General features: G+C 65.9%; 16 protein-coding genes and 1 tRNA gene. 13 read left to right on the top strand and 4 right to left on the bottom strand.

The window, feature by feature from the left end:
- The first annotated feature begins 262 nt into the window (after positions 1-262).
- On the top strand, positions 263-592 hold the full coding sequence (locus G6P88_RS17490) for a hypothetical protein (protein WP_165324331.1): 330 nt from the start codon (positions 263-265) through the stop codon (positions 590-592).
- Positions 593-891: 299 nt separating this feature from the next.
- Here G6P88_RS17490 and G6P88_RS17495 read toward each other — a convergent pair whose 3' ends face one another.
- Positions 892-1,323 carry a MarR family winged helix-turn-helix transcriptional regulator gene (locus tag G6P88_RS17495; RefSeq protein ID WP_165324332.1) on the bottom strand — a complete coding sequence of 144 codons (432 nt, stop codon included), beginning with the start codon at positions 1,321-1,323 and terminating at the stop codon, positions 892-894.
- 80 nt (positions 1,324-1,403) lie between these two features.
- On the opposite strand from G6P88_RS17495, the gene G6P88_RS17500 reads away from it, so the two are divergent.
- From G6P88_RS17500 to G6P88_RS17510, 3 genes are read left to right on the top strand one after another with little or no spacing between them, the layout of a single operon-like run.
- Positions 1,404-2,567, top strand: a complete 1,164-nt coding sequence (locus G6P88_RS17500) for an HlyD family secretion protein (protein ID WP_165324333.1) — start codon at positions 1,404-1,406, stop codon at positions 2,565-2,567.
- On the top strand, positions 2,564-4,120 hold the full coding sequence (locus G6P88_RS17505; protein WP_165324334.1) for an MDR family MFS transporter: 1,557 nt from the start codon (positions 2,564-2,566) through the stop codon (positions 4,118-4,120). The genes G6P88_RS17500 and G6P88_RS17505 overlap by 4 nt, the downstream gene beginning before the upstream one ends.
- Positions 4,121-4,130: 10 nt before the next feature.
- On the top strand, positions 4,131-5,573 hold the full coding sequence (locus G6P88_RS17510; protein WP_165325270.1) for an efflux transporter outer membrane subunit: 1,443 nt from the start codon (positions 4,131-4,133) through the stop codon (positions 5,571-5,573).
- A 5-nt stretch (positions 5,574-5,578) separates the two neighbouring features.
- On the opposite strand, the gene G6P88_RS17515 is transcribed toward G6P88_RS17510, so the two are convergent.
- Entirely contained in the window at positions 5,579-6,364 is a 786-nt protein-coding gene (locus G6P88_RS17515; RefSeq protein ID WP_165324335.1) for an alpha/beta fold hydrolase, read from the bottom strand.
- Between the two features lie 230 nt (positions 6,365-6,594).
- Here G6P88_RS17515 and G6P88_RS17520 point away from each other — a divergent pair, with 230 nt between their 5' ends.
- From G6P88_RS17520 to G6P88_RS17555, 9 genes are all read left to right on the top strand, one after another.
- Positions 6,595-6,777, top strand: a complete 183-nt coding sequence (locus tag G6P88_RS17520; RefSeq protein WP_165324336.1) for a DUF3008 family protein — start codon at positions 6,595-6,597, stop codon at positions 6,775-6,777.
- A gap of 21 nt (positions 6,778-6,798) precedes the next feature.
- Positions 6,799-8,079, top strand: coding sequence for a glycosyltransferase (locus tag G6P88_RS17525; protein ID WP_165324337.1), 1,281 nt, complete (start codon positions 6,799-6,801; stop codon positions 8,077-8,079).
- A gap of 446 nt (positions 8,080-8,525) precedes the next feature.
- Positions 8,526-8,648, top strand: coding sequence for a hypothetical protein (locus G6P88_RS20465; protein WP_282097765.1), 123 nt, complete (start codon positions 8,526-8,528; stop codon positions 8,646-8,648).
- Between the two features lie 10 nt (positions 8,649-8,658).
- Positions 8,659-8,748, top strand: a complete 90-nt coding sequence (locus tag G6P88_RS17530) for a potassium-transporting ATPase subunit F (RefSeq protein WP_165324338.1) — start codon at positions 8,659-8,661, stop codon at positions 8,746-8,748.
- A gap of 12 nt (positions 8,749-8,760) precedes the next feature.
- Positions 8,761-10,464, top strand: a complete 1,704-nt coding sequence (kdpA, locus tag G6P88_RS17535; RefSeq protein ID WP_165324339.1) for a potassium-transporting ATPase subunit KdpA — start codon at positions 8,761-8,763, stop codon at positions 10,462-10,464.
- A gap of 11 nt (positions 10,465-10,475) precedes the next feature.
- A complete protein-coding gene (gene kdpB, locus G6P88_RS17540) occupies positions 10,476-12,497 on the top strand; it encodes a potassium-transporting ATPase subunit KdpB (RefSeq protein WP_165324340.1) in 2,022 nt (673 codons plus the stop codon).
- Between the two features lie 12 nt (positions 12,498-12,509).
- Positions 12,510-13,100 carry a potassium-transporting ATPase subunit KdpC gene (gene kdpC / locus G6P88_RS17545; RefSeq protein WP_165324341.1) on the top strand — a complete coding sequence of 197 codons (591 nt, stop codon included), beginning with the start codon at positions 12,510-12,512 and terminating at the stop codon, positions 13,098-13,100.
- Complete coding sequence (locus tag G6P88_RS17550; protein WP_165324342.1) at positions 13,097-15,766, top strand: sensor histidine kinase; 2,670 nt, start codon at positions 13,097-13,099, stop codon at positions 15,764-15,766. Before kdpC ends, G6P88_RS17550 begins: the two co-directional genes overlap by 4 nt.
- Complete coding sequence (locus G6P88_RS17555) at positions 15,763-16,455, top strand: response regulator (protein ID WP_165324343.1); 693 nt, start codon at positions 15,763-15,765, stop codon at positions 16,453-16,455. The genes G6P88_RS17550 and G6P88_RS17555 overlap by 4 nt, the downstream gene beginning before the upstream one ends.
- Positions 16,456-16,484: 29 nt before the next feature.
- Here the strand turns inward: G6P88_RS17555 and G6P88_RS17560 are convergent, their stop codons facing one another.
- Both G6P88_RS17560 and G6P88_RS17565 read right to left on the bottom strand, forming a co-directional pair.
- A complete protein-coding gene (locus tag G6P88_RS17560) occupies positions 16,485-16,823 on the bottom strand; it encodes a hypothetical protein (RefSeq protein ID WP_165324344.1) in 339 nt (112 codons plus the stop codon).
- A 254-nt stretch (positions 16,824-17,077) separates the two neighbouring features.
- Positions 17,078-17,152, bottom strand: a tRNA-Asn gene (locus G6P88_RS17565).
- Between the last annotated feature and the right edge of the window lie 113 nt (positions 17,153-17,265).

Consider the following 17,265-nt stretch of genomic DNA (forward strand, 5'->3'; position numbering starts at 1 on the left):
GTGGCCAACGCGCCGATGTGACCCGACAATGGGCGAAGGCACAAGCGCCGCCATGGCGAAGATCGTTGCAGCGATGGCAACAGCATCGGCCGTGGCCGCTGGCATAGGGGTTTTACAGAGAGGCAGGGCGAGATGGCGCGCGCTAGTGTCGAACGTCGAAGCAGCGTTGGACGCCGCGAAACGCGATGGTGGAACGCTACGGTAATATGTTATTCACCAGCCGCCTCTAGTCGGGGTGAGGATCAAGAAAGGGAACAGCCTCATGACCATCCGTACGATCAAGAAGGTCGCAACTTTTGCCTGCGTCGTAGCTGCCGCAGGTCTGGCTGGCTGCGCCTCCGTGCCGAAGCCCGGCAAGGTGGCCAGCGAGACCCCGCCGCGCCTCGTCGCCAAGGCAGACCAGACGCTCGCCTGGGACAACCCCTCGGCGTTCGGACCGGTGCCGGCAGCCGAAGCCGCGCGTGGCGCAGCTGTTTGCGGCAGCCTCGACACGGACAAGGCCAAGTTCAAGGCGACCGGCTATCATGCGGGCGCGCTGGATGCCTATGGCAATCCGTTCCCGGGTGGCGGCTTCTACTGCGTGAGCAAGTAAGGCCAGCGCCTGACGCAAAAGGGGCCCGGCGCGCAAGCGGCCGGGCCCTTTTTCTATCTGGTTTCGAATATCACGCGGCGGTCGATACGCCCCCTCAGCCTAGCCCAGCAGCAGATAGACGCTCCCCGTCACGACGAGCGAAAGCGCACTGCACGTGCACAGCAGGCCGAAGCCGCATTGGCAGAAGCTGTGATGTATTCTCTCCATCGCACCTCTCCTTGAGGTCCCGCCCGTTTTCTTCTCGAACGGTGCAGGAGACAGGAAGTTACAATAGCACGACGGGGCTTAACGAAAAATATTCAATCTTCGTCGATGCAGCGCAGCAATTTGCGGATCGTCGCGTGAAAGACGGCCTGTTCTTCCGGCCCCAAGCCGAGCAATATTCGCTTCGACAGCGCCTGGCGGATCGGTTCGGTAACGGCGACGGCGGCTTCTCCTTCCGCCGTGATGCTGATCCGCTTCGCCCGGCGGTCGGCCGGATCGGGCGTCCGCAGGATCATGCCCTCCCGTTCCAGCCCGTCGAGTGCTTCGGTCACGGTGCGCGGGGCAATGCCGAAGCGTTCCGCGATGTCGGTCGCGCGGACGGTGCCCCCTTCCTTCTGGATGAGGATCAACATCTTGGTCCGCGCGAGCGAAGCGCCGCGTTCGACCATCGAGCGGTCGAAACTGCGCTTGAGGCTGCCGTAGAGCCGCCCGAGATCGGTTAGGAGGTCTTCCTCATCGGATTTCATGAGGGCCCTCAATAAATGGTGTTGCGCTGTTTTGCAACTGCGAGCATAGGCGTGACGATCGATAGCATCCGAGTCCCAAGATGAGCGAAACGACCGAAGCGCCACCCTCCGATTCGCCCGAGTCCGCCGACCCCGCGAAGGCCGCTCGTCGCAAGCTGATCCTCCGCCGCGTACTGCTGGTCGGGGGAGGTCTGTTCGTGCTCGTGGGTGTGATCTGGGGCGCGCGGCACTTCATCTATGGCCGCTATCAGCAGTCCACCGACGACGCCTTCATCCAGTCCGATGCTATCACCGTGTCACCCAAGGTGTCGGGCTATGTGGACCGCGTCTTCGTGACCGACAATCAGGATGTGAAGGCAGGGCAGCCGCTCGTCCAGATCGACCCGCGCGATTATAGCGCGCAGGCGGCGCAGGCGCGCGCCCAGATCGATGTCGCGCTGGCGAGCGCGGCAGGGGTCGACGCGCAGATCGAGGAGCAGTTCGCTGCGGTCGATCAGGCGCGGGCGCAGCTCCTATCCGCACGCGCGGAGGCTGAACTGGCGACCCGGGAGGTCGTCCGCTACCGCCCGCTCGCGGCGAGCGGTGCCGAAACGCGCGAGCGCCTCGCCCAGCTTGAAGCGCAGGCGATCCAGGCGCGGGCCAAGGTCGACGCGGCCCAGGCATCGCTGACCGCATCCGAGCGGCGCGTGGCGACGTTGCGCGCACAGCGGCAGCAGGCCCGCGCGCAGGGTGAGGCCGCCCGGGCCCAGCTCTCGGCGGCGCGGACCGATGTCGAGGCGACGATCCTGCGGGCCCCGGTCGACGGCCGCATCGGCAACAGGGGCGTCCGCCAGGGCCAGTTCGTCCAGGCATCGACCAGGCTCATGTCGCTGGTCCCGGCCAAGAGCCTCTATGTGGTGGCCAATTTCAAGGAAACCCAGCTGGGCCTGATGCGGCCGGGGCAGCCGGTGACCGTCGAAGTCGATGCCCTCGATGGCGTCGAGCTCCACGGCGTGATCGAGAGCATCGCGCCCGGAACCGGCGCACAATTCTCCGTTCTGCCGCCGCAAAATGCGACGGGCAACTTCACCAAGATCGTCCAGCGCATCCCCGTGCGCATCGCGATCAATGCGGGCCCTGAGACGCGGGCGCTGCTCATCCCCGGCATGTCGGTCGAGGCGACCGTCGACACGCGGTCGGCCAAAGCCGCGATCGACGCCATCCGTGACGAGCAGGAGCGCCGGAACGAGCGCGCCCGGCAATGAGCGCCGCCGTGGCGGGGAGTGCAGCGGCACCGCCTGAGCGCGCCGATGTGAGCGCCTGGCTGGCTGTTGCGGCCGGCAGCCTGGGTGCGCTGATGGCGACGCTCGACATCTCGATCGTGAACTCGTCGCTGCCGACCATCCAGGGCGAGATCGGTGCGACCGGCACCGAAGGAACCTGGATCGCTACGGCCTATCTGGTAGCCGAGATCATCATCATCCCGCTGTCCGCGTGGCTCGAACGCCTGTTCGGCTTGCGCACCTTCCTGCTGATCGCCGTCACCCTGTTCACGGCCTTTTCGATTGTCTGCGGGATCTCGACCAACCTGACGATGATGATCATCGGCCGGGTGGGGCAGGGGTTCACCGGTGGCGCGCTGGTGCCGACCGCAATGACGATCATCGCCACGCGGCTGCCGCGCTCGCAGCAGCCGATCGGCAATGCGATGTTCGGCGTCACCGCGATCATCGGCCCGCTGCTCGGACCGCTGGTCGGTGGCTGGCTGACCGAGAATGTCAGCTGGCACTACGCCTTTTTCCTGAACATACCCGTCGGCATATTGCTGGTCGTCCTCCTGCTTACCACCATGGCTCACCGGCCGCCCGATTGGGAGGAGCTGTGGGGCGCCGATTGGCGCGGCATCGTGGGGATGGCGCTGGGCCTCGGCGGCCTGACCATCGTCCTCGAAGAGGGCCAGCGCGAGCAATGGTTTCAGAGCAGCGCGATCGTCCAGATGAGCATCGTGACCGCCATTGGCTTCGGTCTGCTGCTGGCCGGCCAGATCTTTGCGAAGCGACCCGTCATCAAATTGCGGCTGTTGCTCGACCGGCAGTTCGGCGCGGTGGCGCTGATGGGCCTCGTGATCGGGATGATGATTTACGGGACCTCCTACGTCATTCCGCAATTCCTGTCCGCCATTGCCGGGTATAACGCGCTTCAGTCGGGCAAGATCGTCCTCCTGTCCGGCATTCCCAGCATGTTGCTGATGCCCTTCACGCCGCTGCTGATGCGCTATCTCGACATCCGGATCGCGGTCGCAATGGGGCTCGCGATCATGGCGACGAGCTGCATGGTCGACACGGTCCTCACGTCGCAATCGGTCGGACACGACTTCGTTGAGTCTCAGCTGTTGCGCGGCGTCGGCGTGATCATGGGCTTCCTGTTCCTGAATCAGGCCGCGATCGCCTCGGTGCCGGCGCGCGATGCCGGGGATGCGGCCGGTCTGTTCAATGCCGTCCGCAATCTCGGCGGGTCGCTGGCGCTGGCCGGGATCGCGACGATCCAGGACCAGCGCAACTGGCTCCACAGCCGCCGCATCGAGGAATCGATGAGCGCCAATTCGGACACGGTCCAGAATTATGTCGCCAGCCTGTCGCAGACCTTTGGCGGGCAGGAGGCAGGGCTACGGACGCTCGCCGGCACGATCCAGCGCGAGGCACTGGTGATGACGTTCAACGACATATTCTGGATGCTCGGGGTCGGGATCATCGCCGTCATCCCGCTCGTCCTTTTCCTGCGCCCTCTGCCCCAGGGCCAGCCCGTTGTGATGCATTGAGGTAATGGCGATGCGTATCCTGCTGCTTCTCATCCCCCTCGCTTCGCTGGGGGCCTGCACGATGGGGCCTGATTATGCCGGGCCCGCATCGGCGCGCGCGCCACAGCCGTCGGCGAGCTTCGTGCGCGCCTCACCGGAGGCGCGCTCCGACGAGCCTGCGGTGGCAGCCTGGTGGACGGTGTTCGGCGATCCGGTTCTCGACGGGCTGCAGCAACGGGCGCTGGCGGCCAATCCCAATGTCGCGATCGCCCAGGCGAGCCTGCGCCAGGCCCGTTCCGCGCTCCGGCTGGAAAAAGCCAATTCGGCGCCAAATGCCAATCTTCAGGCGATCTACGCGCATGCCAGCCTGCCGGGTGTGGACCTCGGAACCTCGGATGAGAGCAGCGGCGGCAGCGGCCAGGGTGGCAGCGGATCGGGCAGCGACGCACTGAACTTCTACAATCTCGGTTTCGACGCCAGCTGGGAGGTCGATCTCTGGGGTGGCCGGCGGCGGAGCGTCGAGGCTGCGCGCGCGCAACTCGAGGCGGCAGAAGCGAGCGTGGCCGACGCGCAGGTCAGCCTCACGGCCGAAGTCGGACAGGCCTATGCCAATTTCCGCGACCGCCAGCAGCGTATCCGGCTGGCGCAGGAGGCGGTGGCGCGGCAGGGCGACCTCGTGGCCCTGGTGCGTCAGCGGCGCGAGCGAGGCGCCGCATCGGACCTCGACGTCGAGCAACAGGCCGACCAGCTCGAACAGCTCGAAGCGGCGTTGCTGCCATTGCAGGCCGAGCGCGACGCCTATCTCAACGCGCTGGCGGTGCTCGTCGGCGAGGTGCCGGGCAGCCTCGACCAGCTTCTTGCCACGCCTGCCGCCATCCCTCTCCCGCCGGCTGGAACGTCGATCGGCGATCCGGCCTCCTTGCTGCGGCGTCGGCCCGACGTCCGCGCCGCAGAACGGCAATATGCGGCGGCAACCGCGAAGATCGGTGTCGCCGAAGCCGCACGCTTTCCCAGCGTCAGCTTCGCTGGCGTACTCGGGATAGGCGGGACCAAGCCCGGGGACGTGGTCGACATCGACAAGCTCGCGACCATCGCCTTGCCACGCCTGTCCTGGAACATCCTCGATTTCGGCCGGAACGCGGCGCGGGTCGAACAGGCGAAGGGCGGGCAGGACGAGGCTGCGGCGCGCTATCGTGGCGTTGTGCTGAAAGCTCTGCAGGACAGCGAGGATGCGCTGTCCCGCTACGGCGCCCGGTTGCGGGCTTCGGCGAGCGTGCGGCGCTCGCTCGCGTCGGCTCGGCGCGTCGAAGCGCTGTCGCGCCAGCGCTTCGAAGCCGGGACCGGCACGAAGATCCAGTTGCTCCAGTCCGAGCGGACCCGCCTGTCCGCAGAACAGTCACTGTCGCAGGCCGATGCAGCGCTCGCGGCCGATTATGCCGGGCTCCAGAAGGCGCTGGGCCTCGGCTGGCGCTGAACCGTTCAGCCGTCGAGAAAGGCCCGCAGCGCGCGGGTGACGCCGGCGGCGTCGAGATCGGGCTGGAAATCGGCGCCCTCGACGATGGTCTGGGCGGCGTCCGGCCGGATCGCACAGGCGCGTTCGAACAGGGGCCACAAGACGTCGTCCCGTGAGCACATCACGTGCAGCGGAACCGTCGCCGTCGCCAGCAGCCCGGCCACGTCCTGGTTCCAGGCCGCCGAGAAGGCCATTGGCATGCTGCGGTGCGCGACGAGATGGTCGATCAATTCGCGCAGATGGAGGTCCATGTTCGCACCGGCCCCGATCGAGCGGAGATAATCCCAGGCCCCTTGAAGAAAGCCACCGCTGGCTTCCACCGCGAAAGGCTGGACGAACGTCTTTCGGTATTCGATCTTTTCCTGTTCGGTCGCGACGACCGGCCCGATGATCGTGAGTGACCGCACCCGTTCGGGAATGGCGGAGGCCATTTCCAGCGCGATGCACCCGCCCGTGTGGTGGCCGCACAGGTGGAGCGCATCGACGCGGAGGTCGTCGAGCGCCTCGATCAGGCGATCGGCCATGTAGCGAATGTCGGGAATTGCCTCGGGTTGATAGGAGCCTCCGAAGCCGGGGGAGTCGAACGAGAGGCAATGATAGCCGTCGGCGAGTCCTTCCATCACCTGTTCGAACATCGCGCCCGAAGAGGCGGTCTGATGATAGAAGGCCACGACCGGCTGATCGGCAGTACCGCTTTCGCGCAGGTGGATCTGACCCTCGCTGCACTGTGCGTAACGTCGGCTGATCGTCATCTGGTCCTCCCTCGGCTGATGGTCGATCCTGTCAGCTGCTATCGCGGCTGGCGACTATGAGATGCGGCAGGGTCGTGAAGCGCGTCATGCCGAGAGAGATGTTGCGGCCTTCGGTGGCGATCATTCCCGCCCTGCGAAAAGCATGAGGGATCGCTCGTCGCCGTGAACTTGGACGAGGGCCGTCCGTTGTTCCCAATGCCTGTTCGGGCACAGCTTGTGGAGACCATGTCATGCCTGCAAAATCAGCCGCGCAACAAAAGGCCGCGGGCGCCGCGCTTTCGGCGAAACGGGGCGATACGCCCAAGACCAAGCTGAAGGGCGCCTCGAAATCGATGGAAGAGTCGATGAGCGAAAAGGAACTCGAGAAAATGGCCTCGACCACGCGTAAGGGGAAAGCCGAGCACAAGGGCTGAGGGCTGCGGTGGGCTGAGGCGATGGGGCATTATGCGATCGTGGCGCCTCCTCTGGCGGGGCATGTCAATCCGCTGGTTGCGCTGGGGGAGACGCTGATCGATCGCGGCCACCGGGTCAGTTTCCTGCTGCGGGAAGACGCAGCATCCCTGCTCGGTGAAGCGCGTATCGCGCCGGTGATACTGAAGGACGCTGCGCCGGGTGATCATGACCGGCTGTTGCGGTCCTTCGGAAGGCCACACCAGTTACTGGCGACGCAACGAACGATAGCGGCCGTCGCGGCGTGGGCGGAACAGCTTTGCCGGCAGGCACCGGCCCTTCTGCGGCAGATCGGCGCCACGATGGTGATCGCCGACCAGATGGAAGTGGCCGGCCCCTTGGTCGCGCAGATTGCGGGGTTGCCCTGCGTGGTGGTTGCGACCGCCCTGCCGACCGATCGGGAGCCGGGTATCCCGCCAATCTATCTCGGATGGAATTATCATGCCGGGCCGTTCGGCCCATGGCGCAATCGCGGCGGATATCGCGTGGTGGACTGGCTGATGCGACCCGTGGCCGAAGTTCTGCGCCGCCACGCCGATGCCCATGGGATAGATGTCGCCGATGCGGCCGGCGATCGATGCACGACGCTTTACCAGGCGGTCTCGTCGATCGACTTCCCTCGTCGCCGCCCATCGTCGACGATGCACCATGTCGGCCCGCTGCGCAGGGACGTGCCCGCCGAGCCGCCCGCCCGCCACGAGGGACAGGCGCCGCTGATCTTCTGTTCCTTCGGCAGCCTTCAGGGAAATCGACCGGACCTGTTCGCCCGCATCGCCGAGGCGTGCAGCACGCACGGAGCCCATCTGGTGATCGCCCATGGTGGCCTCCTGTCGGAGGAGGCGGAAAAAGCGCTGAGCGGAATGGCCGAGGTTCATGCCTTCGTGCCGCAACGCCGGATACTCGAGCAGGCGGCCGTGGCGATCACCCATGGTGGCTTCAACACAGTGCTCGACGCGCTCAGTTTCGGCGTGCCCCTGCTCGCTTTGCCCATGGCGTTCGAGCAGCACGCCACCGCCGCGCGCATTCGTTATCGTGGCGTGGGGATCACGCTGCCGCCGACCGCCTCGACCGCGCGCCTTGCAATGGCGATTGGCGGCTTGCTCACGGAAGACCGCTATCGACAGGCGGCGGCGGTTGTGCAGCGCGAGATCGGTTCTGCCGGAGGCGTTGCCCGCGCAGCCGATATCATCGAGCGCGAGGAAGTCCGTTGCCGGATCGATCGAGCCGCTGGCGAACGGACCCCATGTGCGGAGCGCAGGGCATGACGTCGTTGCTCCATCGGTCCTGTCAGGCTTCTCTCCGATCACGGTGACGGGAAAAGGGGCGGGCGAGGATTATCCCCGCCCGCCCAGGACCCGCAGGCTGGGAGGAACAATGGCAGCTGCGAGGAGAGGGGCGGCGTCGGGCTATTGCCCCGACAGCCGGATGAGCAGGGGTCTCGCTTGATCAGGAAATGACGAGGCGCTGTCTCCGATCGGAATTGGACATATGGATCACGGGCGATCTCGATGTGGTTGGACGACCGCTGTTATCCGCCTCGTCGCGTTTGAACTCCACGGGTCCGCGCTGCTTTCGGTATAGTAAAAATCATATGCCGCTGCGCTGCCGGTAGGGCTGCGCAAGCTCGATCCGGCTCGGCGGCCTCAAACATATGCAAATCATATGCCGGGGCCTCTGCCCGCGTCTCGAATTCCTATGGCGCGTGGGCCTAATGAGTCGATCCTGGCTTCAACCCTTTCAGGAGACGGCGATGGAAGATCTGCCGTGGATCGCCCTGTTACTCACCTTGCTCGCGGCGACGCTGGCGCATGTCCGGCTTTGCGACAAGGCATGAGGAGCGCGGCATGACTATCGACCTCTGGCTCGCCGCGATCACTGCGGGCGGGCTTCTCGCCTATCTGGTGGCCGTGCTCGTCCGGCCCGAACGCTTCTGATCGGAGAGCAGCATGACTCCCCAGGGCTGGACCCTCATCTTTCTCTTCATCGCCGTGCTGATCGCGCTGACCAAGCCGATCGGACTGTGGCTGTTCGCGCTCTATGAAGGCCGCCGCACGCCCCTTCACGCCGTGCTTGGCCCCGTCGAGCGCGGCTTCTATGCGCTGGCGGGAATCGATCCGTCGGTCGAGCAGAGCTGGCGCCGCTATGCGGTCCACATGCTGATCTTCAATCTGGCGCTGCTCGTCTTCACCTATGCGGTTTTGCGCCTTCAGGGCGTGCTGCCCCTGAACCCGCTGGGCTATCCGGCGCTCAGCGGTCACCTCGCCTTCAACACGGCGGTCAGCTTCACCACCAACACCAACTGGCAAAGCTATGGCGGGGAATCCACCCTGTCGAACTTCAGCCAGATGGTCGGCCTGACCATTCACAACTTCCTCTCGGCAGCGACCGGTATCGCGCTCGCCTTCGCCTTCTTTCGCGGCTTCGCCCGGCGGGAGGCGAAGAGCATAGGCAATTTCTGGGCCGACGTCACCCGCGTGACGCTGTACCTGCTGCTGCCCATCTCCTTTTTCTACGCGCTCTTCCTCGTGGCCAGCGGCGTGCCGCAGACGCTCGCGGGTTCGGTCGACATCGTGACGCTCGAAGGCGCCAAACAGACCCTCGCGCTCGGGCCGGTCGCCTCGCAGGAAGCGATCAAGATGCTTGGTACCAATGGCGGCGGCTTCTTCAACGCCAACTCGGCGCATCCTTTCGAGAACCCGACCGCGCTGACCAATCTGGTGCAGATGCTCTCGATCTTCCTGATCGGTTTCGGGCTGACCTGGACCTTCGCCAAGGCGGTCGGCAACACGCGCCAGGGCTGGGCGATATTGACCGCGATGATCCTGCTGTTCCTTGCCGGAGTGACGGTGGTCTACTGGCAGGAGGCGGCGGGCAATCCGATTCTGCACGCGATGGGCGTTCCGGGCGGCAATATGGAGGGCAAGGAGGTCCGTTTCGGCACGGCCGCCTCGGCGCTCTTCTCGGTCGTGACGACCGCCGCCTCCTGCGGTGCGGTCAATGCGATGCATGACAGCTTCACCCCCCTGGGCGGGCTGATCCCTCTGCTCAACATCCAGCTGGGCGAGGTCGTCATCGGTGGCGTCGGCGCGGGCATCTATGGCTTCCTGCTGTTCGCGATCCTGGCCGTGTTCGTCGCCGGGCTCATGGTCGGCCGCACGCCCGAATATGTCGGCAAGAAGATCGAGGGCCGCGAGGTCAAGCTGGCGGTGCTGGCGATCGCGGTGTTGCCGCTGATCATCCTCGGCTTCACGGCGATAAGCTCGGTGCTTCCGCAGGGTCTGGCAGGCCCGCTCAACAAGGGACCGCATGGCTTTTCCGAGATACTCTACGCCTTCACCAGCGCAGTCGGGAACAACGGTTCGGCCTTTGCCGGTCTGACCGCCAACACGCCTTATTACGATGCCATGCTGGGCATCGCCATGTGGGTCGGCCGCTTCTTCGTGATCGTCCCGATGCTGGCGATCGCCGGTTCGCTGGCGGCCAAGAAATACACGCCTGAAACCGCCGGTTCCTTTCCGACGACGGGCCCGCTGTGGATTGGGCTGCTCGTCGGCATCGTGCTGATCGTCGGCGGCCTGACCTTCCTGCCGAGCCTCGCGCTCGGGCCCATCGCCGATCATCTCGCGATGATCCACGGCCAACTTTTCTGATCGGACCTCCGATGAGCAAATCCGCAACCAAATCAATGTTCACGCCGGAACTTCTCGGCCCGGCGGTGGGCGATTCCTTTCGCAAGCTGGATCCGCGCGCGCTGATCCGCAATCCGGTCATGTTCACGACGGCGGTCGTGGCGCTGCTGCTCACCGTCCTGCTGGCGGTCGGCGATGACGGGCTGGCGCTGGGCTTCAAGCTCCAGCTGGTCGTCTGGCTATGGCTCACGGTGCTGTTCGGCACCTTTGCCGAGGCGCTGGCCGAGGGGCGGGGAAAGGCGCAGGCGGCCTCGCTGCGCGCCACCAAGGCCGAGCTGACGGCCATCCGGGAGGATGGCAGTCGGGTCGCGGCCAGCCAGCTTCGCGCCGGGGACATCGTTCTCGTGACCACGGGCGAACTGATCCCCGCCGATGGCGAGGTGATTTCCGGCGTGGCATCGGTCAACGAGGCGGCGATCACCGGTGAAAGCGCGCCGGTGATCCGCGAGGCGGGCGGCGACCGTTCCGCCGTCACCGCCGGCACGCGCGTGATCTCGGACGAGATCAGGGTCCGCGTCACCGCCGAGCCGGGGCAGGGCTTTCTCGATCGCATGATCGCGCTCGTCGAGGGCGCGGAGCGCCAGAAGACGCCGAACGAGATTGCGCTGACGATCCTGCTGGTCGGCCTCACGATCATCTTCCTGATCGCCGTCGCGACCATCCCCGCCTTTGCGCGCTATGCCGGGGGCAGCATTCCCGTCGCCATTCTCGCGGCCCTGCTGATCACGCTCATTCCCACGACCATCGCCGCGCTGCTCTCCGCGATAGGCATTGCGGGCATGGACCGGCTCGTCCGTTTCAACGTCCTTGCCAAATCGGGCCGTGCGGTCGAGGCAGCGGGCGACGTCGACACGTTGCTGCTCGACAAGACCGGTACGATCACCGTCGGCGACCGGCAGGCGACCGAGTTCAAGCCCGTTACCGGGGTCAGCGTCGGCGAACTGGCCGAAGCGGCGCTGCTGGCGAGCCTTGCCGACGAAACCCCGGAAGGGCGCTCGATCGTCGTCCTGGCGCGCGAGGCCTTCGGCGTGAAGACGGCGGCACTGCCGGCCGATGCCGAGGTCATCCCGTTCACCGCTCAGACGCGCATTTCGGGCATCAGGACGGGCGGATCGACGATCCAGAAGGGTGCCGTGGATTCGGTACTCAGGGCCAATCCCGGTGCGGGCGAAACGCCAGAGGCCCAGCAGCTTCGGCGCGCCACGGACGAGATCGCCCGCGCGGGTGGCACCCCGCTCGCCGTGGCGCGCGACGGCCGGCTGCTGGGCGCGATCTTCCTGAAGGACATCGTCAAGGCCGGCATACGCGAGCGCTTCGGCGAACTGCGCCAGATGGGCATCCGCACGGTCATGATCACCGGCGACAACCCGCTGACCGCTGCCGCGATCGCGGCGGAAGCCGGTGTCGACGATTTCCTTGCCCAGGCGACGCCGGAGGACAAGCTCGAGCTGATCCGGAAGGAGCAGGCTGGCGGCAAGCTCGTCGCGATGTGCGGTGACGGCACCAATGATGCGCCGGCGCTGGCGCAGGCCGATGTCGGCGTGGCGATGAACACGGGCACGCAGGCCGCGCGCGAGGCCGGGAACATGGTCGATCTCGACAGCGATCCGACCAAGCTGATCGAGGTGGTAGGGCTGGGCAAGCAGTTGCTGATGACCCGGGGCGCACTGACGACCTTTTCGGTCGCCAATGACGTCGCCAAATATTTCGCCATCATCCCGGCGATGTTCGTGGTGCTCTATCCCGGTCTGGGCGTGCTCAACGTCATGGGCCTGGCCACCCCCCAGTCTGCGATCCTGTCGGCGATCATCTTCAACGCGCTGATCATCCCGCTGCTGGTCCCGCTGGCCCTCAGGGGCGTGACCTACCGCCCGATGGGCGCTGGCCCCCTGCTGGCACGCAACCTGGCTATCTATGGCCTCGGCGGACTGGTCGCGCCGTTCATCGGCATCAAGCTGATCGACATCGCCGTCAACGGCCTCGGCCTCGCTTAGGAGCATCCTCCCATGGGCAATGATCTTTCGTCCTCGCTGCGTCCCGCGATCGTCCTGACGATCCTGTTCGCGATCCTTCTCTGCGCCGCCTATCCGCTGGCCGTGCTTGGCCTGGGCCAAGCGCTGTTCCCCACACAGGCCAATGGCAGCCTGATCATGGAAAAGGGCCGGGTGCTTGGCTCCACCGTCGTCGGGCAGGCTTTCACCAGCGACCGCTATTTCCAGTCGCGCCCTTCGGCGGCCGGCAAGGGCTATGACGGCCTGGCCTCGTCAGGCTCGAATTATGGCCCGACCAGCCAGGCTCTCGTCGACCGCGTGAAGGGGGATATCGAGAAGGCGCGTGCCTCCGGAGTCAGCGGTGCGATCCCGGCGGATCTGGTCACAGCCTCGGGCTCGGGCCTCGATCCCGACCTTTCACCGGCAGCGGCCCTGGCGCAGGCGCCGCGCGTCGCTACCGAGCGTGGCCTCCCGCTTGCACGGGTAAGGGCGCTGGTCGAACAGTCGATTGAACAGCCGCTCCTCGGCTTTCTCGGCGAGCCGCGCGTGAACATTCTCGCGCTCAATCGACAGCTCGATCAAATTGCGCCAGCTTCGACGCAGTGAACGACCGCCACGATCGACCGAGTCCCGAGGCCTTCCTGCGCGCCGCCGCGCAGGAGGGCCGCGGCCGTCTTAAGGTCTTCCTCGGTGCCGCGCCGGGGGTCGGCAAGACCTATGAGATGCTCAGCGAAGGCATGCAGCGGCGAAAGGCGGGCGTCGATGTCGTCGTCGGCGTCGTCGAGACGCACGGCCGCACCGAGACCGAGGCGCTGACGCGGGGACATGAAATCCTGCCCCGCATCGACGTCGAGCATCAGGGGCGCACCCTGTCCGAGATGGACATAGACGGCATTCTCGCCCGTCGCCCCTCGCTCGTCCTCGTCGACGAGCTTGCGCACAGCAACGCGTCCGGCTCGCGCCATCCCAAGCGCTATCAGGATGTCGAAGAGCTGCTTGCTGCGGGTATCGACGTCTATTCGACCATCAATGTCCAGCATCTCGAAAGCCTGAACGACGTCGTCGCCTCCTTTACCAAGGTGCGCGTCCGCGAGACCGTGCCCGACCGCATTCTAGAGACCGCCGAGATCGAAGTGGTCGATATCCCGCCCGACGAACTGATCGAGCGGCTGCGGGAGGGGAAGGTCTATATTCCCGACGAAGCCAGCCGGGCGCTCAACCATTTCTTCTCCAAGTCCAACCTTTCGGCCCTGCGTGAGCTGGCTTTGCGCCGCGCGGCGCAGGCGGTCGACGCGCAGATGCTCGATTATGTCCGGGCCCATGCGCTGGCCGGCAGCTTCGCGGCCGGAGAGCGGGTGATCGTTGCGGTGAGTGAGCAGCAGAGCGCGCTGTTGCTGGTGCGCGCGGCGAAGCGGCTGGCGGATGCGCTGAGCGCCCCTTGGACCGCGCTGCATGTCGAGACGCCCCGATCGGCCCAGCTTGGCGAGGGGGATCGGAAACGCCTGAACCAGGCAATGGCGCTGGCCGCGCAGCTGGGCGGAGCGACCGCCACGATCCCGGCGGCGCGGGTCGTCGACGGGCTCATATCCTATGCCCGCGAGGCGCGTGCGACCCAGATCGTCATCGGCAAGTCGGCCCGTCCCTGGTGGTTCGAAATCCGCCATGGATCGGTCGTAGACCGGCTCGTCCGGGGTCTGACCGGCGTAGCGATCCACGTCCTGCCAGGCGACGCACATGATGCGACGCCGCGCGAGCGGGCCCCATCCAAGGGACGGTGGGGACATCCGCGCGACTATCTTCTTTCGCTGGCCGTGGTGGGGCTCGTGACGGCGGCGGGGCTGGCCCTGGGCAGTACGCTGGACATCACCAACATCGCGCTGCTCTACCTGCTTCCGGTGATGGTCGCCGCAAGCCTGTACGGGTTGCGGGGGGGCGTCTTCGCGGGCCTTGCCTCGTCGCTGGCCTATAATTTCTTCTTCCTTCCCCCCACCGGGACGCTGACCGTCAGCAACCCCGAAAATGTGGTGACGATCGTCGTCTTCCTGGGGGTCGCGCTGGTGACGAGCCAGTTCGCCGCGCGGATAAAGTCGCAGGCCGACCTCGCCGCGTCCAGCGCGCGACTCAACGCGGCCCTCGCCGGTTTCTCGCGACAGCTGACGACGATCGGCAATGACGAGGAGCTGATGCAGGCGATCTGCGCCGAACTTGCACGGCTGTTCGACGCCCGTGTCTGCGTCCTCACCGCGTCGAGCGACGGCCCGGCGTTGCGGGCCGCCTGGCCGCCCGAGGATCGGCTGGACACGATGGAGCGCGCTGCTGCGCAATGGGCGATGGGCAAGGGCACCACGACCGGGCGCGGATCGGACACGCTGACCGGATCCGACTGGATGTTTCATCCGCTCAAGACGCCGCGTGGCGTGGTGGGCGTCGTCGGGCTGACGCGCGACGACGGGGCGATGCCGGTGCCCCCTGACATGAGCGCCTTGCTGCTCAGCCTGACCGACCAGTCGGCGCTGGTGATCGAGCGCATGCAGCTCGAGAATGTCATGCGCGATCTCGCCCGGCTCAAGGAGACCGATCGGCTCCGTGCGGCGCTGCTGTCGTCGGTCAGCCATGATCTGAAGACGCCGCTGACCGCGATCCTCGCCGCCGCCGACATGCTGCGCGCGGAGCGATCCTCGCCTCTGGTCGACAGCGTCGAGGCGGAGGCGCAGCGGCTCCACCGCTTCGTCACCAATCTGCTCGACATGGCGCGGGTGGAGGCCGGGGTGATGCGGCTCAATCTGGAGGCGGTCGACCTGACCGATGCGATCGCCAGCGCGGTTCACGATACGCGTGCCGCGCTGTTCGGTCACGAGATCGACCTGGACGTCGCCCCGGGCCTGCCGCTGGTGCGGGTCGACCCGCAGCTCTTTCACCATGTCCTGATCAACCTGTTCGACAATGCCGGGCGCTACGCCGATCCCGACAGTCCGATCCGGGTCGCGGCCCAGCGTCGTCCGGGTGAGCTCCTCCTCTCGGTGATGGACCGGGGACCGGGCTTGCCGGTCGGGCAGGAGGGGGACGTCTTCCAGACTTTCCGCCGCTTCGAGGGGTCCGATCGTGCCAAGGGCGGCAGCGGATTGGGGCTGGCCATCGTCAAGGCTTTCGTAGAGGCGATGGGCCTGCAGGTGAGGGCCGCGAACCGCACCGATGTATCTGGCGCGCGCTTCGACATCTTCTTCCCTGAAGAGGCGCTTGTCCGCGAGATCGATCAGGAGAATGTCACGTGAACCGCGTCAAAGTGCTCGTCGTCGATGACGAGCCCCATATTCGTCGCCTGCTGCGGACGACATTGGAGCGCACCGATTACGATGTGAGCGAAGCCGCCAATGCGCGCGAGGCGCTCGACCGGCTGGGCAAGGTGCAGCCGGATCTCGTCCTCCTCGACCTGGGACTACCCGATCGGGACGGCCTGGAACTGGTTCCGTTGATCCGGGGGCAGTCGACGGCGACCCTGCTCGTGATATCGGCGCGCGATGCGACCGACCAGAAGGTCGCCGCGCTCGACCTGGGCGCGGACGATTATGTGACCAAGCCCTTCGACACCGAGGAGCTGCTTGCCCGCATGCGGGCCGCGTTTCGCAATCGCAAGAGCGCGGGCGGCGCACAGCTCAAGGTCGTCGTGGGAACGCTGGAGATCGACCTGCTCAACCGCGTGATCCGCCGCGACGGCGAGGAGCTGCATCTGACACCCAAGGAATTCGGCGTTCTCGCGGAGCTCGCGCGCTTTCCGGGACGCGTCATCACGCATGACCACCTCCTCAAGAGCGTCTGGCCGAACGAATATGAGCGGCACGTCGAATATCTGCGCGTCGTCATCCGCAACCTGCGCCAGAAGATCGAGGCGGACATGAGCCGGCCACGCATCATCGTCAACGAACTGGGCGTGGGGTATCGCCTGCTCGGAGCGGATGGGTAGGCAGCAGCCGAGCAGGGGGTGACTATCCGTCAGAGACGAGGCCGCCAACGATCGGCGATCTCGACCGGATCGTTGATGGAATAGCCGAGCAGCAGCAGGCCGATGCCCAGGCTGGCGCTCAGAAAGGCAAACATCGCGATCGCATAATGTCCGGGCGTTCCCTCGCTCCGCGGCACCGTCACGAGGATGGCGTGAAGCAGGCGGATGGCGTGGACCGCCAGCGACAGGAGCAGGCAGCCGAAGGCACGAATGGCAATGTCCTTCGCCCAGCGCGGGCATCGGGAAAGCCAGATGCGCGGCGCCGGCCGCCCAGGGGCGTTGCCTTTCGCTTCGCTCTGTGACGGGACGGACTCTTGCTGAAGGATCATGCTGCACCTCAGCCCGTCCAGCTAAAGCGCCCCGCATAGGATTTCGAGACGCACTCGCGCGTGCGCGAATATGATTTCCATAATGTCGGTGGGCGAGCAGCGAGATTGCGCTGCGGCGGCCCGAGCATGCCGACATGATCGTAGCCGGCTGAGCGATCATATTGTCGCAATGACTGTCAGAACACCTGTCGGAACGACAAAAGGCGCAATTCTCCTGGTCGGAGAATTACACCTTGGATTTTAAGGATTTGAAATGGCTCCCCGGGCCTGATTCGAACAGGCGGCCGTCCGATTAACAGTCGGATGCTCTACCGCTGAGCTACCGGGGATCATTTCCGCTTCAAGCGAGGCGCGCCTATAGCAGCGGGTCGTTCGAGCTTGCAAGCCCCAAATCCCCGATCGTCCGAGGGACAGGAAATTAATTTCCAAACCACTGAAAAAG

It is taken from the genome of Rhizorhabdus phycosphaerae (assembly GCF_011044255.1).
Taxonomy (GTDB): Bacteria; Pseudomonadota; Alphaproteobacteria; order Sphingomonadales; family Sphingomonadaceae; genus Rhizorhabdus; species Rhizorhabdus phycosphaerae.